The organism is Parasphingomonas caseinilytica, assembly GCF_036663755.1.
In the GTDB taxonomy this organism is placed as follows: Bacteria; Pseudomonadota; Alphaproteobacteria; order Sphingomonadales; family Sphingomonadaceae; genus Sphingomonas.
The window spans coordinates 424811-448707 of the sequence record NZ_JAXOJL010000001.1 but is presented as its reverse complement, the minus strand read 5'-3'; the positions used below and the strand labels follow the sequence as shown (position 1 = coordinate 448707).

Here is a 23897-nt window from a genome sequence, read left to right as displayed (position 1 = left end):
GAGATGACGATCGCCCCTACACAAAAGCGCCAGCGCGATCTCACCACCGGCCCGATCGGTGCGACGTTGCTCGCCTTCGCGTTGCCGACGCTCGCTTCGAACATCCTGCAATCGCTGAACGGGTCGATCAATTCGATCTGGGTCGGGCGTTTCCTCGGCGAAGGTGCGCTGGCGGCGACAAGCAATGCCAACATCATCATGTTCCTGATGTTCTCGCTCGTGTTCGGGTTCGGCATGGCGGCGACGATCCTGATCGGCCAGTCGGTCGGGCGCGGCGATATCGAAGCCGCGCGGCGGGCGTTCGGATCGGCGATGGGGCTTGTGGTCGGCGGGGCGGTGGCGATTTCGCTGGCCGGATGGGTGTTCGCGCCGGGAATCCTGCATCTGCTCGCCACTCCGGCGGAGGCTCAGCCGCTGGCGCTCGCCTATCTGCGCGTCATCTTCCTCGGCCTGCCGTTGTCGATGCTCGGCGTGCTGGTGCAGATGGGCCTGCGCGGCACCGGCGATTCGGTGACGCCGCTCTGGTTCATGGTACTAAGCGTGGTGGTGGACGCATCGCTCAACCCGCTGCTGATCGCGGGGATCGGGCCGTTTCCGAAGATGGGCATCGCCGGTTCGGCCACCGCCACCCTGGTCGCGGCAATCGTCTCCACGCTGGGGCTGATCTTCTATGTCTATGCCCGCGATCTGCCGATCCGGCTGCGCGGTGCCGAGTTGCGCTATGTGCTCCCGTCCCGCGCGCTTGTCCGCACGATCGTCGCCAAGGGCCTGCCGATGGGCGCGCAGATGCTGGTCATGTCCACCGCCGGGCTGGCGATGGTCGGGCTGATCAATCGCCTGGGCGTGGAAACGGCGGCGGCCTATGCCGTGTCGCAACAATTGTGGACCTATATCCAGATGCCGGCGATGGCGATCGGCGTCGCGGTCAGCAGCATGGCGGCGCAGAATATCGGCGCGGGGCGCTGGGACCGGGTCGATGCGATCACCTGGGCCGGCATCCGCTACAACACGATCGTCACCATCGTGGTGATCGGCGCCATCATCCTGTTCGATCGCCCGGTGATGGCATTGTTCATCGGCGCGGAGAGCCCGGCGATCCCGATCGCGCGACACATCCAGTTGATCAGCAGCTGGACGTTCGTGCTGTTCGGCGCGTCGATGGTGTTCTTCGCCACCGTACGCGCGAACGGTGCGACGCTGGCACCGCTGATCATCCTGACCATCGCGATGTTCCCGGTGCGGATCGGCTTCGCGCTGGCGGCGCGACCGATCATGGGCGGGGATGCGATCTGGTGGTCGTTCCCGATCAGCTCGGTCGTGTCACTGGCGCTGGCGATCTGGTTCTATCGTCGCGGCACCTGGCGCACGCAGACGATGGCGGTGCCCGACGATGGCGATTGCGAGGAACATGCGCACACCGTAGCCGAACCGGCGGGTCGATTGCAGCCCACGGGGTAGGCGTTCAGACGGGGAGCGGGGCGGGGGCCATCACCCGGATGATCCCCGCGGCGACCTTCGCCGTCACCGGCGTCTTCGCCAGCACCTCGCCGTCGATCGAGATCGGCATCCTCGGTTCGGTATCGATGCGCAGGGATTTGCCGTGGAAATCGCGCGTATCCTCGTGCCGTGATTCGTGCCGGAAGAAGCTCGCCGCCCAGTTCTTGACCAGCCGGCGCTTCACATGGCCGACCACCGCCTGCACCACGATCTCGCCCGAATCGACCGCCGCCGCATCGACCAGTTCGGTGCCGCCATGATACGGCCCGTTCGAGATGCGCACCTCGACCACGCGCAGCCGCTCTGCGGTCGGCCCTTCGCCGACGATCAGGGTGAAAGGCTTGAAGCGGGTGAATTGGTAGCTCGCCCAAGCGAGATAGCCGATCCGCCCGAACACCTTCTTCAGCCCGTGGGGAACCGTCTGCGCGATCTGCGGCGAGATGCCGAGTGCGGCGCAATTGGCGAAATAATCGCCGTCGATCATGCCAAGATCGATCCGGCGCGGCACGCCGGTGCGCAACACCTCCACCGCGCCGGGAATATCGAGCGGAATGCCGAGCGTGCGCGCGAAGCTGTTGGCGGTGCCGAGCGGCAGCACGCCCAGAATCACGTCCTGCCCGACGAGCAGATCGACCAGCCCGCTGATCGTCCCGTCGCCGCCGCCGAGGATGACCAGATCTGGCTTCTTGGACAGTGCATCGCGCAGTTCGTCCTCCAGCCGCGCCGGATCGGGCACGGCGCGCGCATCGACCGGGAAGTCGAGCGACTGCATCGCCTGGCACGTCGCCTCGAACTGCGCTTGGCCGGTGCGCGACTTGGTGTTGATGATGAGCGCGGCGGACGTGATCGTGTCGGTCATGCGCGGCTCAACGCGCGCGAAACGATTTCGGGTGCGTAACGCTCATGGTTGGCAAACACTATTTCTCGATGGCGAACGAGACGACCAATTGCGCCGTAGTTTCGACGGGCGTTGGCGCGATCGCCAAGGCCACCGGCTGCATGAGAGACGGAGGTGCGTTGTACAGGACCATTTCCTGCGGTGCGGAGGCGTAACGGTTGCGAATATTGCTATCCCCATCGACCACCGAAACCAACGCACCCAGCTTCGCACCGCTCGCTCTGGCGACGATTTCCGCCTTGGCGCGGGCATTAGCCATCGCCTCGAAAAGGGCGCGCTGCAGTGCCGGAGCCTGATCGCGCAACCCGAAGCCCTGAATTTCGGCACTGGCCGCGCCCAGCCGACCGGCGAGACCGACGGCCGTACCGGCATCCTTGATCGAAGTCAGGACGATTTCCGTTCTGGTCTCAGCCAAAGCGCCGACGATCCTGCACGGGCCTTTCGATGAGCCGCTATTGCCTCCGGTGTCCATCTCGTCGGCCATCGCTTCAAGATTATCGGCCATCATCGTCATAGCGTCGGTCGCCATGCTGCCATTGCAATCACCCTTGCGGACTTCGCGTATCGACACCGAGCCTGTGCGGACGATCATTTTCGGATCGAGCTTCTGCAACCCGGCGAAAACCGCCTTCTGTTTGCCGGAGAGCGCGGTGGTCGCCGCATCGGGCGTCTTTCCTTCGCCGCGCATCGTCAAAGACAGCGTCGCGATATCAGGCGGGGTCTCGGCTTTCCCCGATGCGGAAATCAAAATCGTGTTCGGTCGCGCCAAGTCCTGCGCCGTGGCGGAGAATGGCAAGCCCGCCAAGATGACGATGAATATGCTCGTGCGCATTACGCGTCCCTCCCAAGATTATATAGATGATACAACATTACATAAATCCATCTGGCAAGCGATATCGACTATGTCTTGCTTGACCGTGGCCGAGGTTCCAAAAGCACGGCCATGTCCGCAAGCTATCCCGCCCTTCGCCTGCGCCGTACGCGCGCCAGCGTGTGGAGCCGCCGGCTCCATGCCGAAACCGTCCTGACGCCGGCCGACCTGATCTGGCCGTTGTTCATCTCCGAAGGGCAGGGGGTGGAAGAGCCGATCGCCAGCCTGCCGGGTGTGTCGCGCTGGTCGGTCGATCATATCGTCGCGCGGGCGAAGGAGGCGCGCGATGCCGGGATCGCCTGCATCGCCCTGTTCCCGAACACGCCGGCGCACTTGCGTACGGCGGGCGGCGAGGAAGCGCTGAACCCCGACAATCTGATGTGCCGGGCGATCCGCGCGCTGAAGGACGCGGTACCGGAGGTCGGCGTGCTGACCGACGTCGCGCTCGATCCCTATACCGCGCATGGCCATGACGGGTTGCTCGACGAGGGCGGCTATGTGCTGAACGACCGGACCGCGGAGATGCTGGTCGGGCAGGCGCTGAACCAGGCGGCGGCAGGGGCGGACATCATCGCGCCCAGCGATATGATGGACGGCCGCGTCGGGCTGATCCGCGAGGCGCTAGAGGCCGAGGGCCGCGTCAACGTCCAGATCATGTCCTATGCCGCCAAATATGCCAGTGGCTTCTACGGCCCGTTCCGCGACGCGGTCGGTTCGCGCGGGCTGCTTAAGGGCGACAAGAAGACGTATCAGATGGATTCCGCCAATGCCGAGGAAGCACTGCGCGAGGTCGCGCTCGATCTTGCCGAGGGCGCGGACAGCGTGATGGTCAAACCCGGTCTTCCCTATCTCGACATCATCTTGCGCGTGAAGAGCGAGTTCCAAGTCCCTGTGTTCGCGTACCAAGTGTCGGGCGAATATGCGATGATCGAGGCGGCGGTCGCGGCCGGCGCGGCAGAGCGCGATGCGGTTGTGCTGGAAACGCTAATGGCGTTCAAGCGCGCGGGCTGTTCGGGCGTGCTGACCTATCACGCGCTGCATGCGGCGAGGTTGCTGGCGGCGTGATCGAGACCGAACGCCTGATCCTGCGCCCGCAAACGCCGGCCGACCGCGCGGCTTTGCACGCGATGTGGGCCGACCCGTTGGTGATGGCCGATCTCGGCCCGGTGAAGAGCGCAACCGACAGCGACGCGGCGATCGCGCGGCATCTCGGCTATGGCGATGTCGGGCTGGGCTTCTGGGCGGTCGAGCGGCGCGACAGCGGTGAGACGATCGGCTTCTGCGGTCTCAAGCCGGGGGCGGAGAAGACGCCGATCGAGGGCGAGGTGGAAATCGGCTGGATGATCGCGCGTGCGCATTGGCGTCTGGGCTATGCGCTGGAAGCGGCGGCGGCGAGCATCGACTGGGTCTGGGCGAACCGCGATGCCCCGCGCGTCATGGCGATCACCGCCGCCAGCAACCTGCCGAGCCAGGCATTGATGCGACGGCTCGGTATGCGCCATCTGGCCGAGCTGGATTTCCGGCATCCGGCCTTCCCGGATGACGATCATCGCCGGCAGAGCGTCGTGTTCGCGATCGACCGCCTGGCATGATCGAAACGCCGCGCCTGATCCTTCGTCCGTGGCGCGAGGACGACAAACCCGCGTTCGAGGCGATCATCAACACGCCGGCGATGACGGTGCATTTCGGCGGCGTGCAACCACGCCCTCAGATCGATCTGCTGATCGACGCCCAGATGGCGAAACAGCAGGCGGATGGCCATTGCATGTGGGCGGTGGAGATGCGCAACGACGGCACGCTGGCGGGAATTTGCGGGCTGAGGATCGGCGGCCACCCGGATACTCCGGTCGATGGCATGTACGAACTCGGCTGGCGCATCGCCGAACGGCATTGGGGGCAGGGCATCGCGCGCGAGGCGGCGGAGGCGAGCCGGGATTGGGGCTGGGCGAATACCCCCGCGCAGCGCATCGCGGCCTGGACGAATCCGGACAATGCGCCGTCCTGGGGCCTGATGATCCGGCTCGGCATGGTGCGGCGGCCCGATCTGGATTTTCGCCACCCGCGGTTTAGCGATAACGACGATCCGATCGGCGATATGATCGTCTATGTGATTGATCGGCCGACGAAATGATTACGACCGAACGCCTGATCCTGCGCGGCTGGCGTGATGCGGACGTGCCGTTGCACAATGCGATGTGCAACGATGCCGCGTTCATGCAGCATCTGGGGCCACCATTGCCGATGGCGGAATCCGCGGCTGCGGCGGCGCGGCAGGTGGCCAATCTCGCCAATTACGGGTCGTGTTTTTGGGCGGTCGAACTGCGCGAAACCGGCGGGTTCATCGGCTATTGCGGGATCAAGCCCGGGCCGGACGGCACGCCGATCGCGGGCCTGCCGGAAATCGGCTGGGGCATCGCGCCCGATCATTGGCGGCGGGGGCTTGCGCGGGAGGGGGCCTCGGCCTGTCTCGATTGGGCCTGGGCGCACCGGGACTGGCCGGCGGTCCATGCCATCACCGTTCAGGGCAATGTCGCCAGTTGGGGCGCGATGGAGCGGATCGGCATGACGCGCGTCGACGACGGCGATTTCGACCACCCGGCTCTGGCCGAAGGCGATCCGCTACGCCGCCACATCCACTACCGCATCGATCGCCCAGCGTGACGACTGGAACGGGGAGTGCGGGGGGCGCAGGCCGGCGGCGGTTGTTCGTCGCCGCGATCCTGGCGGGATCGTTCCTGCTGTTCCTCGTCCAGCCGATGGTCGCGCGGATGGCCTTGCCACGGCTGGGCGGCGCGCCGGCGGTGTGGAATTCGGCGATGCTGGTCTATCAGGCGTTGCTGCTCGGCGGCTATGCCTATGCGCATTGGCTCGGGCGGTTGAGCGCGCGGCGGCAGGCGCTGGTGCATCTCGCCGTGCTGGTCGCGGCGATGCTGTGGTTGCCGCTGCATCTCAGCGCTATGCAATTGCCCGCCGATGCCGCGCCGGCCTTGTGGGTGCCGTGGCTGCTGGCGGCGTCGATCGGGCCGCTGTTCTTCGCGATCTCCGCACAGGCGCCGCTCCTGCAACGCTGGTTCAGCGTGTCGAGCGACGGGGCGGACCCGTATGCCCTCTACGCGGCATCCAACTTCGGCAGCTTCGGCGGGCTGATCGCCTATCCGCTGCTGGTCGAGCCGATGCTGGCGGTGAGATGGCAGAGCTGGTTGTGGACGGCGGGCTATGCGATCGTCGTGCTGCTGGTCGCCGCCTGCGCCTTCCGGCTGCCGCGCACGACCGCAGTGGCGGCGCAGACCGAGGCCGTCAGCCCGGCACCGCCCCGGTCGCGCGTGGCGCTGTGGATCGCGCTCGCCTTCGTGCCCTCGGGCCTGATGCTCGCGACATCGACCTATATCACCACCGATATTGTCGCGATGCCGCTGCTGTGGGTGCTGCCGCTCGGCCTGTACCTGCTCAGCTTCACGATCGCCTTCGCGGCGAACCGCGACCTGGCCGACATCCTGACGCGGATCGCGCCGGTGACCATCCTGCTGTTCGGCGGCGTGATGGTCGGCGGATATCAGGAAAAGCCGTATCTCAACGCCGGCCTCGCGCTGGTATTGCTGTTCATGGCCTCGGTCGCGCTCCACACCGCGATGTACCGGCTGCGACCGGCCCCGGACCGGCTGACCGGCTTCTACCTTGCAATGTCGGTCGGCGGGGCGCTGGGCGGAGTGTTCGCCGCGCTCGTCGCGCCTTTGGTGTTCGATTGGACCTACGAATATCCGCTACTGATCCTCGCCGCCGGTGCGCTGGTGCCGCAAGGCTTCCTGATCCCGCAGGTGCGGCGCTTCTGGCAGGGATCGGCCGCGCGATATCGCTTCATCACGCTCGGCATCGCCGGGATCATGGCGGCGGTCGTGCTGGCGGTGATGATCCGCGCCGCGCATTCGGGCAGCGAGGCGATGCCCGCACCGGGCTTCGTCTTCCTGATCGTCGTCGCTTTGGGGTTGGTGGTCGTTGGTTCTCGCGCCGCGTTCGTCATCGTGCTGGCCGGCGCGCTGGTGGCGTTCGGCGGCTATCGCTCGATCCTGATCTCGATGGAGCCGGACGCGCGGGTGCGCAGCTATTTCGGGGTGTACACCGTCACTCACGATGCCACCGTGCGACAACTGGCGCACGGCACGACGATCCACGGCACGCAATTGCTAGGCAGCATCGCGCGCGAGCGCACGCCGACAGCATATTACGTGCCGCAATCGGGCGTGGGGCAGGCGATGCTCGCTTTGCCCGCATTATACGGGCCGAACGCCCGGGTCGGTGTGGTCGGGCTGGGGGCGGGGACGCTCGCTTGTTATGCGCGGCCGGGGCAGGACTGGCGCTTCTACGAGATCGACCCGGCGGTGGTGCGCATCGCGCGCGAACAGTTCAGCTTCCTGTCGCGCTGTTTGCCGGGTGGTGCCCGAATCGAGATCGGCGATGCGCGCCTGCGCTTGCAGGCCGAGACTCCGGCGACGCTCGACCTGCTCGCGCTCGATGCCTTCTCGTCGGATTCGGTGCCAATGCATCTGATGACGCGCGAGGCCTTCGCGGCCTATGGGCGCGTCCTGTCGCCGCGCGGCGTGCTGCTCGTGCATATCTCGAACCGCTTTCTCGATCTGGAACCCGTCGTGTCCACTGCTGCTAAAGCCGGCGGTTGGAGCGCGGCGGCGCTCACTTTCAGCCGCCCGGCCGATGCGGGGGTGGCGGTGACCGGATCGGCGTGGATCGCGCTGTCGCACGATCCGTCGGTGATCGCGGCGCTGAAGGCGCGGGACCGGCGCTGGGCGGCGCTGACGGCGTATCCGGGCTTCACGCCCTGGACGGATGACTATTCGACCATCCTGCCGCTGGTGAAGGCGTTCAGGTAGGGGGTCCCCCATCTCCATAATATAGACACCGAACCTCCCGTTCGCCCTGAGCCTGTCGAAGGGCGTGTCCCAAGCGCGGTGGTATGTGCGGGGGGCACGTGCTTCGACAAGCTCAGCACGAACGGAAGAGAGGCGTTAGCTCACGCCGCCGGCAATAGCCCCTGCAACCGCGCCACCGTCGCCGTTTCCGCCTCCAGTTCCGCCTGAGCCAACGCATGCGCGCTGTCGAGCGTGGGATAGGCCGGTTTGCCGTCCGCCGCCCGCGCGATCGCCGCTTGCTCCAGATCGGTGACGACGCTCAGTGCCTGCGCGTGGATGATGTCGAGGTCGGCCAAAGCGGTCTGCGCCTCGATCCAGCGGTCGCCGCCCACCTTGTCGCCTTTGGCGACCTTGGCCGCCGATTCGGCCCGCGTCGCGGCGATGGCGAAATCCTTCTTGTTGGTTTCCACCCCCGCAAGGCTGGTGGCGATGATCTTGTCGAGCGCCGGATCGGGTTCGACCACAGGGGCCACCACCGCCGGTTCGGCATCGCTGCGGCTCTCGATTGGGCGCGGCAGGAGCGAAGGATAGGTCGCCGACCTCTTCTCGACACAGCCTCCGACGGCGAGAATCGCACCGCCCAACAGAAGCAGGCGAGTGAAAGGGGCGATTTTGTGGGGCTGTGTCATCGGCAATCGCTCTATGCGCGCAAAAAGCGACACGCAATCTTCGTACGAACAAGATACGGGGTTGCGTACCTGCAAACCCGCCTCTATTGCACCGCCTCCACGCACCCATAGCTCAGCTGGATAGAGCATCAGACTACGAATCTGAGGGTCGGGCGTTCGAATCGCTCTGGGTGCACCAACATAAACCCTGCCAGGTCATCGACTTGGCAGGGTTTATGTTTTTATGGCGCGAAGTGGCCGCCAATTCCCTGCGTCTCGACGTCGCAAGATCGGGATGCGGACCTGATCTGGAGCCATTCCCTAGAGACTCGGGTGGGCCGCATGTGCGATGTGCCATGTCGTCTTCGCTAGCGGCATGGATGTTCGAGTGTGAACCAGTATCCACCGGAATCTTCGAGTGATGGATCACCTTGCGATCGTCTTAAGGACGACTTGAACGCGACGCGTATGAGATGGCGACCCGAAGGTATTGCTGTTTCGTGACCTTGCCGATCGATCACCTCAGCCCGCGCCAGCGTGAGTGCCTCCGGCTGGTCTGGGATCGGCAGGCGACGTCCAAGGAAATCGCCATCGCGCTGGGAATCAGCAAATCCACCGTGGATGGCTACATCGCCGAAGCGGTCGAGCAGCTCGGCGCGCGTGACCGGCGCGAGGCGGCGGCGATGGCGTTCGGGGATGTGCCCCGCGCAGCATCGGGGGGCGATCCGGCGCGGGTATCCGAAGCCCAGCAGCCGGCGGCAGGGGTGTCCTCGTCGATGGAGGTATCGGCGATGTCGCGGCCCTGGCCGTCGCCCCATCGCCCACGCAATTCGCTGACGCTGACGCAAACGCTCGGGTGGATCGCGACGATCGCGATCGGCTCGTTGGTGGCGCTGGCGCTGGCGACATCGGTCGGCAACGGGCTCCCGTCCGTTGCCCGTCCGGTGATAGATGCCGTCCATCGGTTGACACGCTAACGGCGGGGGCTGCCCCGTCATGGGGGCTTTTCCGATGCTGAACACCCGTCTCGAACTCACTCGCAAAGCCGCGGCCGAATTGATCGCGATCGAAAAGAACCTCGATGCCGCGCTGGTCGGGCAGGCCAAATTGCAGGCGATCGCCATCGAAGGCCGTCGCAACGCCAAACTGCCGCTTCACACCGGTCAGGCCGGTCTCGAACAGTTGGCGAGCGCCAACATCAACCTGATCGCGGCGCGCAAGGCCGTGCACGAGGCGCATCTGGTGTTCCGCCAGGTGCAGCGCGACATGGGCCTGGGAACGGTGTCCTTCGGCGATTATGGCGACACACCGGACGAATTCGCCCCGAGCGGTCAGGTCGCCGCGCAACCGGCTCTGGCCATCGTCGATGCCGCCTGATTGGGTGGGGTTGACGATACCGGGTCAGGTAAGGAACGCGCTTACTCGTGAGCTTGCTGCTTTTCCTGACCCTGCTGATCCTGTGCTGCGGCTACGCGCTGCTGCGAGGCGGCGCGCCCGAGCGGGTGGGGGCCGCGTTGCTGGTGCTGAGCTATACGCTGGGCCTGCCGGTGCATTGGATGGTCGACGCCGCCGGGTATCGCTCGGCGGTGATCGGCACCGCGGCGATCGACGTACTGTTGTTGGCGGCGCTGACCGTGCTGGCATGGCGGTCGACGCGGTTCTGGCCGTTATGGGTGGCGGGGTGGCAATTGGCCGCGATCGTCGCGCATCTGGCCAAGCTGCTCGATCCGGGGATGCTGGCCATCGGTTATGCCATCCAGGCGCAGATCTGGGCCTACCCGATGGTGCTCGCCACGGCGGCGGGCGCGTGGCGGCACCGGAGTCGACGACGATCCGGCGATCCCGATTCGCCCTGGAAGCCATCGCCCGGGATCGCGCCGGCGTGACCCGAAAAGAGCGTCGTCCATGATGTCCGCCGAGCATGCACGGCTGGCGGCGCGGTTCAGGCAGGCGCGGCGTTTGCGCGACAACGTCTTTGCCGAGCAACGTGACGGTTTTGGAGAGCCGGGCTGGGACCTGCTGCTGGCCTTGAGCGCGCATGACGACGACGATCGGCCCTTGCCCGCCCCGGACTTGCTCGCCGCAGCGGGAGTCTCGCATGAAATCGCGAAACGCTATCTCGACTGGCTGGCATCCGCCGGCCTGATCACTTGCAACGACGATACGCCTATGGTCGTCGCGCTGAGCGAGCGGGGCCGGAAATTGATGACGGACTATCTGGATTTCGCCATCTGATCCATGTTAGAAAGCCGATCTATTGTCGCATCGATTCAAGGCCCCGCGACGAAGGAAGCCCTGGGGCGCTTCTCAAGTGAGGCGGGGGCCGACGTGGTTGAAAAAGCAGATGGCGATGGATTGAGCGAAGCGCTCGATCTTCTGCGCCATGCGCTGGCGCTGCTCGATGCCCAGCAGGAACATATCGCCGGTGCCCATATCGCCCACGCCATCGCGTTGCTGGAGCGTAGCGGCGAGGAATTCCCGCCTCGCGTTCATTGATCGCCGACCGTCGCGATTGAGAGAGCTTGCGTTTTGATATCGTTCTCCAGACCAGAAGCTGTTCAATACTCAAACCAATTTGAAGTATAAATAGAATAGATTTGGTTTCTATTTGACGCTCTCAAGCAAAATGTAGCCTAATAATAGGTTAACTATCAATCTACGGAACATTGAAAGTCTCTTGGTCATTTAATTCCATCAAGCCAACCGGCTTGACTGGACTTAAAGGAGGCGTGTCATGTTCAACAAATCACATACTAAGCCTTTCGGCATCTTGCTTGCTTCCGTCGGCGCATTGTCGTTGGCGGCGTGTGGCAGTTCGGGATCGTATCGTGTCGCTTCGGTGGGAACGACCTCCGTCGGCACCACGCCTACCGATACGGGCAGTGGCGGCACGACCGACGGCGGCTCCGGCACTGGGTCCGGCACAGGCACGGGTTCGGGCACCGGATCGACGGGCAGCACTGGATCCACCGGCACCGGAACGGGCGGCATGACGACTTCCGGCGTGCCGGTGGTCGGTGCGGTTCTGGTCACGGCCGGCAATACGGTGATCGGTCTGTCGGGCAAGCAAAACGCGCTCACCACCAAGATCAACGGCCTGGCGCCGGGTACCACCACGATCACGGGAACCGTCACCAACGTGTTGGCCAAAACCGGTCAAAGCCTGGTCGATCTCGGGCAGGGCCAGTCGCTGCTCCTGAACGGTGCCGGCGGCAAGCTGGGTGAGGTCGTGAAAATCGATCTGGCGTCCAAGACGGTCACCGGGGCAAGTGCCGGGTCCGGCCTGCTCGGTGTATCGGTCCTGTCACCGGTGGTGGCGACCGGCACCGTCGCGGCGGTCAATCTCGGCAATTCGGGCGCGTTGGTCAACGTGGGTGCCGCGGCGAATACCGGCAGCGTGCTGGCTCCGGTCACGACGGCCGTGAGCGGCGTCACCGGCGGCACGACGGGCGGGGCACTCGCCCCGGTCACGACGGTCGTGAACGGCGTCACCGGCGGCACGACGGGCGGGGCACTCGTCCCAGTCACGACGGTCGTCAATGGCGTCACCAGCGGTGCGAATGGCAGCGTCCTCGTACCCGTCACCGCCGTGGTGGGCGGCGTCACCAGCGGCCTGACCGGCAATATTACCGGCAATATCACCGGCAGCGTCAACGGCAGCGCGACCGCGACCGGCGGGGTGAACACCGCTGGCGCATTGGCACCCGTCACCACCGCCGTCGGTGGGCTGACCGGCAAGGTGGGCGGCCTGACCGGGCATTGATCAACGATCGAGGCGCGCGTCGCAGAACGCGCGCCTCGTCACTTCGCGCCATATCATGACAAAAGGGGATAGGCCGTGGCGATGATCGCCCTGCTGCTCGCCGCTGCTTTGCCGTCGCAGAGCGGCCCATCCGATATCGTCATCGACCGCAACCGCATCGATCGCGCCCGCCCGCCCGCAACGCCGAGCAACGCGCCGCCCGAACGCGAGAAGACGGTGATCGCCACCAAAGGCTCGCAGACGCCGATCGCCGGCATCGCCTTTCGCGGCGCGCAGGCCCCGGCACCCGTGGCGGAGGCGGCACGTGCCTTTCTCGGCAAGCCGGCCAGCGCCGAAAACCTGCAACTGCTCGCCGCGGCCCTGTCGACCGCTTATGCCAAGACCGAGGTCGCGCTCTACACGGTCGCGATCCCAGAACAGGATTTCAGCGGCGGCACGATCATCGTGCTGCTGACCGAGGGCAAGGTCGCCGCCGTGACGGTGAAGGGCGATGGTCACGCACTCCTGCGCCGCCGCCTCGCGCGGATGACGGAGGAAGCGCCACTGACCCGCGCCACGTTCGAGCGGCAGATCACCCTGGCCCGCGCTATCCCCGGCCTTACCTTCGACAGTGATTTCCAGGATCCCGCCGCCGATGGCGCGCTGGCGCTGACCGTCACGCCGAAGCAGAAACGCCATAAATTCTCGCTTGGCTTCAGCAATCGCGGCGTCGATCTGCTCGGCGACGGGCAATTCGATGCGACCGCCGAATTCTACGGCCTCGCCACGGACGGCGACCAGTTGAGCTTCAACGCCAGCACCGCCAGCGACTTCCGCCGCTATCGCTACGGCGCGATCGGCTATACCGCGCCGCTCACCGCCAGCGGGCTGACGATCGCCGCCAACGCCGCCTATCTCCAGACGCGGCCCAAGGGACTGAACATCACGGGCAAGGCTAAGCTCGCCGGCCTGTCGATCGCCTATCCCTGGCTGCGCGATTTTCATCGTTCGGGCGATATCAGCATCGGCGTGGACGGGCTGAACAGCGACAATGCCGCGTTCGGCAATCTGATCGCGACCGAACGGACGCGGGCGCTGCGCATCGCCGGCAGCTTCGCTATGGCGCGCGAGCGGCGCTCCCTCTCGGTCAGCGGATCGGTCTCGCGCGGGCTCGACCTGCTCGGCGCGCGCGTTACGTTTCCGCTGGCCGAGGCGAAGTTCTTCAAGGGCAATCTGGCCGCCAACGCCGCGCAGCAGATCGGCAAGCGCGCCTTCGTCCGGCTGTCGGCGAGCGGACAATATAGCGCCGATCGCCTGCCGGCCGCGGAGCGTTTCGCGATTGGCGGCGAAGGCGTTGGCCGCGCGTTCGACACCGGATTGCTGACCGGCGATCGTGGCGCGGGCGGATCGGCCGAGATCGCCCTTCGCCCGATCCGCGCCGCGAAATTTGCGCAAAGCGAACTCTATTGCTTCGTCGATGGCGGGTCGGTCGGTCTGGCCGACCGGGGTTTCGGCCGGCAGAGCTACAGCCTGGCCTCGACCGGAATCGGGGTCCGCGCGCGCTACCGCGAGAAAGCGGAACTCGGGCTGGAAGCGGCGCGGACGATCGACGATCCTTACCCTGGATATAGCGAGAAATGGCGCATCTCGGTCGCGTGGCGGCTCACCCTATAGCCAGCGCACCCGCTTGAACTGTGCGTAAAGCGCGATGCAGATCACCGCGATCACGCCGATCACGATCGGATAGCCCCAGCGTGATTTGAGTTCCGGCATATATTCAAAGTTCATGCCATAGATCCCGGCGATCGCGGTCGGCACGGCCAGGATCGCGGCCCAGGCGGCGAGTTGCCGCGTGATCTCGCCCTGACGTTGCTGTTCCAGCAGCGCGCTCACCTCGAACACCGACGTCAGCGAATCGCGCAGGCCGCCGACCATGTTCTCGACGCGACGGACATGATCGAGCACGTCGCGAAAATACGGTTTTGCCTCGGCATCGATGCACGGCATGTCGAGATTGGCCAGTTTGTTGGCGACCTCGACCATCGGGCCGACAATGCGCTGGAAGCGGATCACGTCGCGGCGCTGCGCGAACAGCCGCGCCGTCTCATCCTTCATCAGCGATGCGTTCATCGCGCGCTGTTCGGTTTCCAGCACCTCTTCCTCGATCGCCTCGACGATCGGCAGATAGCCGTCGACGATGAAATCGAGGATCGAATGCAGCACATAATCCACTCCAAGCCGGAGCAGGCCGGGCGACGCCTCGAGATGGACGCGCAGGTCGCTATGCGCGCGCGCCGATCCGTGGCGGACGGTGATGATGTGGTTGCGCCCGACGAACGTCGCCGTCTCGCCGTACGCGATCCTGTCGCCCTCCCGGTGCGCGGTGCGCGCGATGACGAACAACTGGTCGCCGTAGACATCGACCTTGGGCAATTGGTGCGCCTTCAACGCATCCTCCACCGCCAGCGGATGCAGGCCGAATTGCTCCTGCAACGTGCGCAATTCGTCTTCGGTCGGCTCCAGCAGGCCGATCCAGACGAATTCGGACGGATTGCCGCCGCATGGCGAGGGCTCGTCGATCGCGATGTCGCGGATCCGCTTGCCATCGCGGTAGAGATAGGCGGCAACGACGCTCAACGGAGGCACCTCATGACGGACGTTTCCGTCTGACTAGCAAAGCACGGGTGCGGCGTCGCGCCCTTAAATCGCCCTCAATCAGTGCTTTGGCGTTCCAGTGAATCGAGGATGCGGGCGCCGGCCATGAACACCGCGATCGGGCAGCAGGCGAACAGCATCCAGCCGCCATAGCCGGGATATTGCTCCAGATAATGCACCCCCCGCTCGACCGCGCCCAAGCCGAGACCGTAGATCACCAGAAAGGCTTCGAACTTCGTCTTGATGACGAACAGCTTGGCGAATTTCGTCCACATGGTCGCATGTTAAGCAATCATCAGGCCAAGCGCGGAAACGCGTCCTCCCGTCTTAACGAATGCGGTTAAATGTAAATTAATTCGACAATGCCCAGCGCGTCGAGCAGCGCGCGGCGGGCACCTTCGATCCGGGCGATCAAAGCGGGATCGGCGATGTCGGCCATGTCGATCGCCTCGGGCCAATGCGCTTCGACCACGCCCGCGATCATATCCAGTTTGGCGTCATCGACCAGAAAGCGCGGATCGACCCGCGTCGGATCCGCTACGACGCGCAGCCGCAGACACGCCGGCCCGCCGCCATTGGCCATCGACTGGCGCACGTCCACCACTTCCAGCCGCCGGATCGGCCCGTTGCCGGCGATCATGTCCTGCAACCAGCCCCAGACATTGGCGTTCTCGCGCGCCTCGCCGGGCAGGATCAGCGCCATCCCGCCGCCGCCCGGCAGCGTGACAAGCTGTGCGTTGAACAGATAGGACGACACCGCATCGGCTAGGCTGACGCGGGCGGCGGGCACCTCGACGATCTCGATCTCGGGCAGTTTGGCGCGCAATTCGGCATGGAAACCGTCGCGATCCTCGAACGCCTGTTCGTGCGCGAACAATACGCGCTCGTTGGCGACCGCGACGACATCGTTATGGAACGCGCCCGCCGCGATCGCCGCGACGGATTGCTGCGCGAAGATCGTGCGCGCCGGATCGAGCCGGTGGCGGCGCGCGATGGCGGCGCTCGCCTCGATATGCTGGCGGGCGGGGAAGGGGCCGCCGGACACGCCATATACGAACACTTCGACGCCAGGCGCGCCGTGTTCGGTGCACAGCCGCATATGGTTCGCCGCACCTTCGTCGCCGAACGGGGCGGGAACGGGGCCGTGCACCGCGAAGCCGGGGTCTGCGAAAGCCAGTCGGAGTTGCGCCAGCGTCTCGGGCCATTCGTGGCTGCGATGCGGCATCGTCACCAGATTGGCGACGCTCAGGTGGCTCAACCCGTCGGCGCTGTCCGTGGCAGGCGACACGGTCGCCGCATTCGCCGCCCACATCGCCGATGCGGACAGCGCCTGCGCCTGCAGATGGGGTGCGGCCTCGGCATAATTCGTGGCGAGGCTTTCCAGCCAAAGATGGTCCGGACGGGCATGCGGTAACAGAATCCCTTGCGTCAGCCCGAGCGCGAGGTTGGCACGCATCTTGGCGATCCCCTCGAGCGCGGCAGCCCGCGGCCGCGACACGCGCCCGGCATTGCCCGTCGCGGCGAGATTGCCGTGACTGAGGCCGGCATAATTGTGGCTCGGCCCGATCAGCCCGTCGAAGTTGATTTCCTTGAGCATCGTCATCCTAACTTGAGCCCCTCCCCTTTAGGGGAGGGGTTGGGGTGGGGCCGTGCCGCAGAAACTGGTGCTGGTCTCTTCGAGACCGGACTGCCCCACCCCAACCCCTCCCCTGAAGGGGAGGGGCTTAGTCAAACTCGCCCAACATGCATCACCAGATCGTCCGCATTCGCCCCGATTGCCCCGGCGCACACCCGGTCGATCGCGATCCCGCCCTCGATCTCGCGCACTCCGCCAAAGGCGCACTGGAAATCGCCCAGTTCGCCAAACGCCACCAGCGCCTGCTCCCCTCCATCGTCCTCCACCGCGACGACCCGGTCGGTCTTCGCCTCGCGGATCGATCGCACCCGGTCGGTCTTGGCGGTCATCGTCGGGCCGCCGTCGAAGATGTCGATGTAATTCTCGTATGCGAACCCCTCATTCTCCAGCATGCGCATCGCTGCACGGCCGCTGGGGTGGGGCAGGCCGATCGCGGCACGCGCGCTCTCGCTCAGCATCGCAGTGTAGATCGGGTGTTTGGGGAACAGATCGGCGATGAACTGGTGGCCATGCACCGCGTTGAACTGGTCGGCATCCTGGAAATTCATCCCGAAGAAACGCCCGGCCAGCCCATCCCAGAACGGCGATCCGCCAGCCTCGTCGATCACGCCGCGCAATTCGGCGAGGATGCGATCGGCGAAACGCGCGCGGTGCTGCGCGATGAACAGATACCGGCTCCGCGCCAGCAATAGCCCGAGACCACCGGCGCGCTCGCCCGGATGCAGGAACAGCCCGCCGACCTCGCTCGATCCTTCCAGATCGGTGGCGAGCGACAGCATGTCGGCGCGGAACGTGCGGCTCAGCGCCGCGCTGTGCTGCGTCAGGTTGCCCAGCCGGTAACTGTAGAACGGATAACGCTGCCCGACATGCGTGAACAATTGGCAGGTGCCCCGCACCTCGTTCGTCGCGACGTTCTCCAGCACCAGCACGAACAGTTCGTCGCCCTTGGGATCGGTATTGGCCAACGCTTCCTGGCTGCGATCCAGCTTGGACCCGAGTGCGCGGCGATCGGGCGGCAGATTGGTGAACCCGCCGCCGGTCAGCTTGGCCATTTCATACAAAGCCTGAAGATCGTCGGGCCGCGCGACACGAATGCGAAAGGTCATAAACGTCCTGCCTGCGCGATGCGCGCGATGGTGAGGGCGGAAAGCGCGGCGCGCTCCGCAAGGCTATCGACGATCAGGAATTCGTCCGCCGAATGGATCGCGCCGCCGCGCGCGCCCATCGTATCGACGACCGGGACGCCGCATGCCGCGATATTGTTGCCGTCGCACACCCCGCCGCTATGCCGCCACGCAATGTCAAGCCCGAGGTCCGCTCCGCTCGATTTGACCAAAGCGAACAGTTTCTCGGCGCCCGCGTCGATCGGCTTGGGCGGGCGGTTGAAGCTGCCATGCACCTCGATGCGCACGTCGTGCTTCGCGCCGACCATCGCCACCGCGCTGTCGATCTGCGCCTGCGCGCGGGCGATCTCGTCAGTCGTCGCGGGCCGGAAGTTCACCCGCAACACCGCGAGATCGGGCACGACATTGTTCGGGCCGCCGCCATCGATCCGCGCCGGGTTCACCGCGAGGCGCGGCCCGCGCGCTTTGGCCAGCCGCAGCGCGATATCGGCCGCGGCGAGGATCGCGTTGCGGCCCTCTTCGGGATTGCGCCCGGCATGGGCGCTGCGGCCATGCACGACGATCGAGAAATTCCCCGTCCCGCCTCGCGCACCGGCCAGCGTACCGTCCGGCAAAGCAGGTTCATATGTAAGCGCGGCGACCTTCCCGCGCGCGGCCTGCGCGATCAGCGCGGCGGAGGAAAAAGAGCCGGTTTCCTCGTCGGAATTGATCAGCACCTCGTACCCGATCCTTGCCCCAAACGGCGACGCCTCGATCGCGGTCAGCGCCGCGAGCATCAATGCGAGGCCGCCCTTCATATCGGCGACGCCGGGACCGTTCAGCGTCCCATCGTCCCGCATCGTCAGCTTCTGGAACGGATGATCGCTCGGATAGACCGTGTCCATATGCCCGGTGAACAGCATCCGCACCGGCGCGTCGGGGCGCACGTTCAGATGCAGATGCCGCCCATGCTCGATCGCCGACACGGTGCCGTCGGTGCCCACGCTTTCCGCCGCTGCGGGCGAGGCCAAAGTGATCTCGCCGGGCAAAGCGGAGAAGGCGTCGACCAATTCCCCTGCGATCTGCGCCAGCCCCACCAGATTGCGCGTGCCGGAATTGATCGCCGCCCAGCGCTCGACCTGCGCCAGCATTGGCTGCGCGCGCGCGGCTTCCAGTAGATCATGTTCAATGGCGGTAAGAGGCGTCATCGGCGCGAGCCTAGCCGCTCCCGCACGATCGCTCCACCCCGCCTATGGCTTTGGCATGAACTTATCGATCGCTTCCCCGGCGAAGGCCGGGGCCCAGTCGGGAAACAGAAGTGATCGTGCGTTGCGCATAGTGATCAACACTTGCGCGACTGGACCCCGGCCTTCGCCGGGGAAGCGCCCGGGTCTAAACGAACGGGTCCGCTAGAAACTATAAACCAGCGAGGCCCGGCTCGTCGTATCCGTCCCTACGCGCCCGACCGGCGGCATGCTCTCATATTGCACGCTGTACGAGAACTTCGCCGCCAACGGCCCGATCAGCTTGGCATTCAGCGCGGTCGTACCGGTCACGGTGCTGTTGTAATGCTGGACGTAAGCCGATGCCGCCTGGGTAAGCGATATCGCGTTCGAAAGTTTCCAGCCGAAATCTAGCGATCCGCGCGCGGCAAGGCTGCTTTCGTGCGTGGCATCCGTAAAGTCGGTGCGCCGATAGGCCGGCCCGAGTTCGAGGTTGAGAGTCGTGCCCGGCGTCTTGATCGCGCTATAGCCCGCGCCCAGCGAGGCGGCGATACGCGTGTCGTACCCCAGGAAACGATCGCTCTCATATTGCGCCGCGCCATAGACGTATCCGCGATCGGAGAATTTGTAGTTCGGCTCGTACGCGGCCACATAGCGCTCGCGGCTGACCAGCCCGAGGCTTTCCTGATAATCCGCGGCAAGCCGCAATTTGTGCCGCCAGTCCAGGCTCTCGCGCGTCAGGTTCAGCGCGCCGGTGACGCCGATATTCTCGGTATTGCCGGTGGTGAGATAGCCGCCGATCTCCGCATTGCCGGTCCACAATTGCAGCGGCCCCGCGTCACGGATCTGCGCCAGGCGCTTCTCCTCGCGCTGATGGCGCCAGCCATCGGCGAGCGCGCTGATCGCATCGGCGCTGTCGGGCGCCGCGCCGCGCGCATATTTCTCGACGATCGCCACTTCGGACGGATTGCCCCCGGCGATCGCCGCATCGAGCATCGTCCGGATCTGTGGCGGGATGTCGGCGTTGGCCAGCAGCAGGGGGGCTAGGATCAACAGTGCACGCATAACCATTCCGATATCGCAACTACCGCAGGAATTACATCGGTTCTATCGCAAGTACGGCTCGCTTCATCGCTCCGACAAATGATCGGCGAACGCCGCGAGCACCTGTTCGTACAATTCGCGTTTGAACGGCACGATTACGCCGGGCAAATCCGAAGGATCGATCCAGCGCCAGGTGCTGAATTCGGGATGCTTCGTGGCGATGTTCACGGCGCTATCCTCTCCCAGAAAGCGATACAGGAACCAGCGCTGGGACTGGCCCCGATATCTGCCCTTCCACACCTTGCCGACCAGATCCGGCGGCAGATCGTAATTCAGATCGTGCGGAGCGATCGCGATCAGCTCGACCTTGTCCGGCGCGATGCCGGTTTCCTCGCCGAGTTCGCGCAGTGCGGCGGTCTCAGGATCCTCGCCGGGATCGATCCCGCCCTGCGGCATCTGCCACGCCTCCACCGTCGCATCCAGGCGCTGTCCGACAAACACCTGTCCATCGCGATTGAGGAGCATGATGCCGGCGCACGGGCGGTAGGGGAGGGTGTCGGGGTCGATCATAAATCTCTCAATGTGTGCGTCCTGATCCCTTTATCCGTCCGTGCTGAGCTTGTCGAAGCACCGCCCTTTCTTCCTGCCAAGAAGGGCAGTGCATCGACAGGCTCAGCACGGACGGGGGACGGAGTGGCTTAAACTCAGGCCGCAGCCTGCGCCATAACCCGCTCGCCCTCGGCCTCCATCACGATCGCCTTGAGCGCAGCGAACGCCCCAGCAACGTCACCCACCGAAGACGGGATCGCCTGGCGCAAGGTGATGAAGCCGTGGATGTTCCCCTTGGCCTCGCGGAACACCACCGGCACGCCGGCTTGGGCCAACGCAGCAGCATAAGCGCGGCCCTGGTCGCGGATCGGATCGAGGCTCGCCGTCACCACCACGGCGGGCGGCAGGCCGGACAGGTCGCCCGTGAGCGGGGAGGTGCGGACATGGTCGAGTTCCGCCGCATACGCCGTATGGAACCACTCCATCCCCGCGCGCGTCAGCAGATAGCCATCGGCGAACTCGCTGAACGAGGGATATTCGCGGCTCATATCGGCGGCGGGGTAGAAGGGCAGTTGCGCGATCACCGGCACCTTGGCCGGCGCATCGCGCAACGCCATGGCGACGACGATGGCCAGATTGCCGCCCGCGCTGTCGCCCGCCACGATCAGGCTGGTGACGGCACGGCCCAGTTCAGCCGGGCTCTCCGCGATCCAGCGTGCCGCCGCCTCGCAATCGTCCGGCGCGGCGGGCCAGGGTGCTTCGGGGGCGAGCCGGTAATCGACCGAGATCACCGGCAGGTCCATCGCCCGCGCCATTTCCGCGCAGAAGCTGGCATGCGTTTCGACATTGCCGATCACGAAGCCGCCGCCATGGAAGAACGCGACCGCCGGACCCGGTTCGCGCGACGCGCGCGGATCGAACAGGGTCGCGGGAATGTCACCTGCCGGCCCGGGAATGGAAAGGTCCAGCCGCGTGCCGAGCTGCCCGACCGGCGGGTCGGCGATGTCCTTCATCGCAAAGAACTGCGCGCGGGCGGCAGGGGCATCCAGCTCGTGCATCTTCGGGCCGGGAATGGCGTTCAAAAATGCCAGAAATGCCTTGGTGTCGGCGCGGACGAACGGTTCGGTCATGGTCTCTCCTGCTCCCGTCGCTGGCGCGGGCGTTTGCTGACACCTAGGTAAGCAGGATGATCGCAATCGTCCACCACCCGGATTACGTCGCGCCGGCACCCGCACGCAGCACCTATCAATGGAACAAGAACGGCCTGATCCGGGATCTGTTGCTAGAACAGGGCGATGCGATCGATTGGCACACGCCCGAGCCTGTTCCCGTCGCGTGGCTCGAAGCGGTGCACGATCCCGAATACGTCGCCGAAGTTCTGGAAACCCGTGTCCCCCGCGACAAGGAGCGGCGGCTCGGCTTCCCCGTCACCGCCGAAGTAGCCCGGCGTGCGCGTGTCGTGCCCAGCGGCACCTATCTCGCCGCCCGGCTGGCGCTCGATTGGGGTTTCGCCGCGAACACGGCGGGTGGCAGCCACCACGCGCTCGCCGATACCGGAGCCGGTTTCTGCGTCTTCAACGATCTCGCCATTGCCGCCGTGCAACTGGAACGCGAGGGCATCCGCACCCTGATCGTCGACTGCGACGTGCATCAGGGCGACGGCACCGCCGCGCTCACCGCCGGGCGGCCCGGCATCGCGACCTATTCGATCCATGCCGAAAAGAATTTTCCGGTCCGCAAGGCACGCTCAACGCTGGATGTGCCGTTGGCGGACGGAACCGGGGACGACGCTTATCTCGAAACGCTCGAGCGCACGCTCACGCCGCTCATCGATCAGGTCGCGCCCGATCTGATCCTCTACCAGGCCGGTGTAGATCCTTTCCTAGCGGATCGGCTCGGCCGACTGGCGCTCACGCAGCAGGGGCTGGACCAGCGCGAGGCGCTGATCGCCCGCCTGGCCATCGCGCGGGGCCTTCCGCTCGCGAGCACGGTGGGCGGCGGATACGGCACGGATGCGCTCGAGATCGCCCGCCGTCACGTCCGCGCGATTCTCGTTTTGGGACAACATTTTGGCGTCACTTAGCGGATCGACGCGAAAGGTTAAAAAAGTCATAATAGCTACACATTAGACCCTTAGCGGGCGATGTGGATGCGATGCGCCGCATCGTGTTTTGTAAATGGGGTCCAAAATCATGACATATCTCTCGATTGCCGCTCGCGGTGCGACCGCGGCTGCGCTGCTGTTTGCAGCGGCTCCGTCCTTCGCCGCCGACTTCGTTTACGGCAGCGGCTCGGTCGCACTCGGTGCGGGCGGCTACACGCAGAACTTCAACACGCTGGCCGCTACCGGTACCAGCAGCACGCTTCCGGCCGGCTGGATCGTGACCGAAACCGGCAACAGTGCGAACGCCCTCTATGCCGCCGGCACCGGCAGCAGCAACACCGGCGACGTCTACAGCTTCGGTTCGACCGCCGCCGATCGGGCGCTGGGCACGTTGCGCAGCGGTGCGCTGAGCCCGTCGTTCGGCGCGATTTTCACCAACGCCACCGGCGCGACGATCACCGGCCTGAACATCGGTTACACCGGTGAGCAGTGGCGCAATGGCAGCACCTCGGTCGATTCACTGGTGTTCCAATATTCGCTGACCTCGACCAACCTTGAGGATGCCGACAACAGCACCTCGTGGATTTCGCTGGCCGCATTGGAATTCCTGGCGCCGAGCAACACCGTGGTCGGCGCGCTGGACGGCAATCTCGCCGCCAACCGCACCGCGCTCAGCACCTTGCTGAGCGGCCTGACGATCACCAGCGGTCAGAGCTTCGCATTCCGCTGGATCGACTCCGATCCGGCCGGTGCCGACGATGGCCTGGCCGTCGACGATTTCTCGCTCACCGCAGTCACCGCCGCGTCGGCCGTGCCGGAAACGGCAACCTGGGCGATGATGATCGCCGGCTTCGGCATGATCGGTTTCGCGATGCGTCGCCGCTCGAACGTGCGCGTCTCCTACGCCGTCTGATCCTTCCAAGATCGGCAAACTAAAGGCCGTCACTCGCGAGAGTGGCGGCCTTCTCGTATCCGGCCCCCACGAAAAGAACATTTGCACCCGGCTCCAACCAAACTACCTTGTCGTCCAACACCCCCCGCCAGA

26 protein-coding genes and 1 tRNA gene are annotated in these 23897 nt (G+C 65.5%); 16 read left to right on the top strand and 11 right to left on the bottom strand.

Going from position 1 to position 23897, the window contains the following annotated elements; translation table 11 throughout:
* The first annotated feature begins 3 nt into the window (after positions 1–3).
* Positions 4–1458 (top strand): MATE family efflux transporter, encoded by a 1455-nt coding sequence (locus U1738_RS02050; RefSeq protein ID WP_332787368.1) that lies wholly within the window; start codon positions 4–6, stop codon positions 1456–1458.
* Positions 1459–1462: 4 nt separating this feature from the next.
* Here U1738_RS02050 and U1738_RS02045 read toward each other — a convergent pair whose 3' ends face one another.
* Together U1738_RS02045 and U1738_RS02040 are read right to left on the bottom strand one after the other, a co-directional pair.
* Positions 1463–2356 (bottom strand): diacylglycerol/lipid kinase family protein, encoded by an 894-nt coding sequence (locus U1738_RS02045; RefSeq protein WP_332787367.1) that lies wholly within the window; start codon positions 2354–2356, stop codon positions 1463–1465.
* 58 nt (positions 2357–2414) lie between these two features.
* Positions 2415–3227 (bottom strand): SIMPL domain-containing protein, encoded by an 813-nt coding sequence (locus U1738_RS02040; protein WP_332787366.1) that lies wholly within the window; start codon positions 3225–3227, stop codon positions 2415–2417.
* A 111-nt stretch (positions 3228–3338) separates the two neighbouring features.
* Here U1738_RS02040 and hemB point away from each other — a divergent pair, with 111 nt between their 5' ends.
* Genes hemB through U1738_RS02015 form a run of 5 tightly spaced genes read left to right on the top strand, consistent with a single transcriptional unit; the run spans position 3339 to position 8149 of the window.
* Entirely contained in the window at positions 3339–4331 is a 993-nt protein-coding gene (gene hemB / locus U1738_RS02035) for a porphobilinogen synthase (protein WP_332787365.1), read from the top strand.
* Complete coding sequence (locus U1738_RS02030; RefSeq protein ID WP_332787364.1) at positions 4328–4858, top strand: GNAT family N-acetyltransferase; 531 nt, start codon at positions 4328–4330, stop codon at positions 4856–4858. The genes hemB and U1738_RS02030 overlap by 4 nt, the downstream gene beginning before the upstream one ends.
* A complete protein-coding gene (locus U1738_RS02025; RefSeq protein WP_332787363.1) occupies positions 4855–5397 on the top strand; it encodes a GNAT family N-acetyltransferase in 543 nt (180 codons plus the stop codon). Before U1738_RS02030 ends, U1738_RS02025 begins: the two co-directional genes overlap by 4 nt.
* Positions 5394–5927 carry a GNAT family N-acetyltransferase gene (locus U1738_RS02020; protein WP_332787362.1) on the top strand — a complete coding sequence of 178 codons (534 nt, stop codon included), beginning with the start codon at positions 5394–5396 and terminating at the stop codon, positions 5925–5927. The genes U1738_RS02025 and U1738_RS02020 overlap by 4 nt, the downstream gene beginning before the upstream one ends.
* The gene (locus tag U1738_RS02015; RefSeq protein WP_332787361.1) at positions 5924–8149 is read left to right on the top strand and encodes a fused MFS/spermidine synthase; all 2226 of its coding nucleotides are present in this window, start codon (positions 5924–5926) and stop codon (positions 8147–8149) included. The genes U1738_RS02020 and U1738_RS02015 overlap by 4 nt, the downstream gene beginning before the upstream one ends.
* Positions 8150–8289: 140 nt before the next feature.
* On the opposite strand, the gene U1738_RS02010 is transcribed toward U1738_RS02015, so the two are convergent.
* A complete protein-coding gene (locus U1738_RS02010; RefSeq protein WP_332787360.1) occupies positions 8290–8817 on the bottom strand; it encodes a hypothetical protein in 528 nt (175 codons plus the stop codon).
* Positions 8818–8918: 101 nt separating this feature from the next.
* On the opposite strand from U1738_RS02010, the gene U1738_RS02005 reads away from it, so the two are divergent.
* From U1738_RS02005 to U1738_RS01970, 8 genes are all read left to right on the top strand, one after another.
* Positions 8919–8995 (top strand) — tRNA-Arg (locus U1738_RS02005).
* A 301-nt stretch (positions 8996–9296) separates the two neighbouring features.
* Positions 9297–9773, top strand: coding sequence for a helix-turn-helix domain-containing protein (locus U1738_RS02000; protein WP_332787359.1), 477 nt, complete (start codon positions 9297–9299; stop codon positions 9771–9773).
* A 34-nt stretch (positions 9774–9807) separates the two neighbouring features.
* Positions 9808–10173 carry a hypothetical protein gene (locus U1738_RS01995; protein WP_332787358.1) on the top strand — a complete coding sequence of 122 codons (366 nt, stop codon included), beginning with the start codon at positions 9808–9810 and terminating at the stop codon, positions 10171–10173.
* A 47-nt stretch (positions 10174–10220) separates the two neighbouring features.
* Entirely contained in the window at positions 10221–10682 is a 462-nt protein-coding gene (locus U1738_RS01990) for a hypothetical protein (RefSeq protein ID WP_332787357.1), read from the top strand.
* Positions 10683–10704: 22 nt separating this feature from the next.
* Positions 10705–11031, top strand: a complete 327-nt coding sequence (locus tag U1738_RS01985) for a hypothetical protein (RefSeq protein WP_332787356.1) — start codon at positions 10705–10707, stop codon at positions 11029–11031.
* A 3-nt stretch (positions 11032–11034) separates the two neighbouring features.
* Positions 11035–11292, top strand: coding sequence for a hypothetical protein (locus U1738_RS01980; protein WP_332787355.1), 258 nt, complete (start codon positions 11035–11037; stop codon positions 11290–11292).
* Positions 11293–11530: 238 nt separating this feature from the next.
* The gene (locus U1738_RS01975) at positions 11531–12559 is read left to right on the top strand and encodes a hypothetical protein (protein WP_332787354.1); all 1029 of its coding nucleotides are present in this window, start codon (positions 11531–11533) and stop codon (positions 12557–12559) included.
* An 81-nt stretch (positions 12560–12640) separates the two neighbouring features.
* Positions 12641–14212 (top strand): ShlB/FhaC/HecB family hemolysin secretion/activation protein, encoded by a 1572-nt coding sequence (locus U1738_RS01970; RefSeq protein WP_332788197.1) that lies wholly within the window; start codon positions 12641–12643, stop codon positions 14210–14212.
* Here U1738_RS01970 and corA read toward each other — a convergent pair.
* From corA to U1738_RS01930, 8 genes are all read right to left on the bottom strand, one after another.
* Positions 14207–15175 carry a magnesium/cobalt transporter CorA gene (gene corA / locus U1738_RS01965; RefSeq protein ID WP_332787353.1) on the bottom strand — a complete coding sequence of 323 codons (969 nt, stop codon included), beginning with the start codon at positions 15173–15175 and terminating at the stop codon, positions 14207–14209. The two genes, U1738_RS01970 and corA, sit on opposite strands and share 6 nt — an antisense overlap.
* A 74-nt stretch (positions 15176–15249) precedes the next feature.
* Positions 15250–15468 carry a hypothetical protein gene (locus U1738_RS01960; RefSeq protein ID WP_332787352.1) on the bottom strand — a complete coding sequence of 73 codons (219 nt, stop codon included), beginning with the start codon at positions 15466–15468 and terminating at the stop codon, positions 15250–15252.
* A 65-nt stretch (positions 15469–15533) separates the two neighbouring features.
* Complete coding sequence (locus U1738_RS01955) at positions 15534–16790, bottom strand: N-succinylarginine dihydrolase (protein ID WP_332788196.1); 1257 nt, start codon at positions 16788–16790, stop codon at positions 15534–15536.
* A gap of 131 nt (positions 16791–16921) precedes the next feature.
* A complete protein-coding gene (locus U1738_RS01950; protein ID WP_332787351.1) occupies positions 16922–17935 on the bottom strand; it encodes an arginine N-succinyltransferase in 1014 nt (337 codons plus the stop codon).
* Positions 17932–19140 (bottom strand): hydrolase, encoded by a 1209-nt coding sequence (locus tag U1738_RS01945; protein WP_332787350.1) that lies wholly within the window; start codon positions 19138–19140, stop codon positions 17932–17934. The genes U1738_RS01950 and U1738_RS01945 overlap by 4 nt, the downstream gene beginning before the upstream one ends.
* Positions 19141–19341: 201 nt before the next feature.
* Positions 19342–20220, bottom strand: coding sequence for a DUF481 domain-containing protein (locus U1738_RS01940; protein ID WP_332787349.1), 879 nt, complete (start codon positions 20218–20220; stop codon positions 19342–19344).
* 63 nt (positions 20221–20283) lie between these two features.
* On the bottom strand, positions 20284–20769 hold the full coding sequence (locus U1738_RS01935) for an RNA pyrophosphohydrolase (protein ID WP_332787348.1): 486 nt from the start codon (positions 20767–20769) through the stop codon (positions 20284–20286).
* A 134-nt stretch (positions 20770–20903) separates the two neighbouring features.
* The gene (locus U1738_RS01930) at positions 20904–21878 is read right to left on the bottom strand and encodes an alpha/beta hydrolase (protein ID WP_332787347.1); all 975 of its coding nucleotides are present in this window, start codon (positions 21876–21878) and stop codon (positions 20904–20906) included.
* 56 nt (positions 21879–21934) lie between these two features.
* On the opposite strand from U1738_RS01930, the gene U1738_RS01925 reads away from it, so the two are divergent.
* Both U1738_RS01925 and U1738_RS01920 read left to right on the top strand, forming a co-directional pair.
* Entirely contained in the window at positions 21935–22831 is an 897-nt protein-coding gene (locus U1738_RS01925; RefSeq protein ID WP_332787346.1) for a histone deacetylase family protein, read from the top strand.
* Between the two features lie 109 nt (positions 22832–22940).
* Positions 22941–23765: a PEPxxWA-CTERM sorting domain-containing protein gene (locus U1738_RS01920; protein ID WP_332787345.1), complete on the top strand. Its 825-nt coding sequence runs from the start codon at positions 22941–22943 to the stop codon at positions 23763–23765.
* Positions 23766–23897 lie beyond the last annotated feature (132 nt).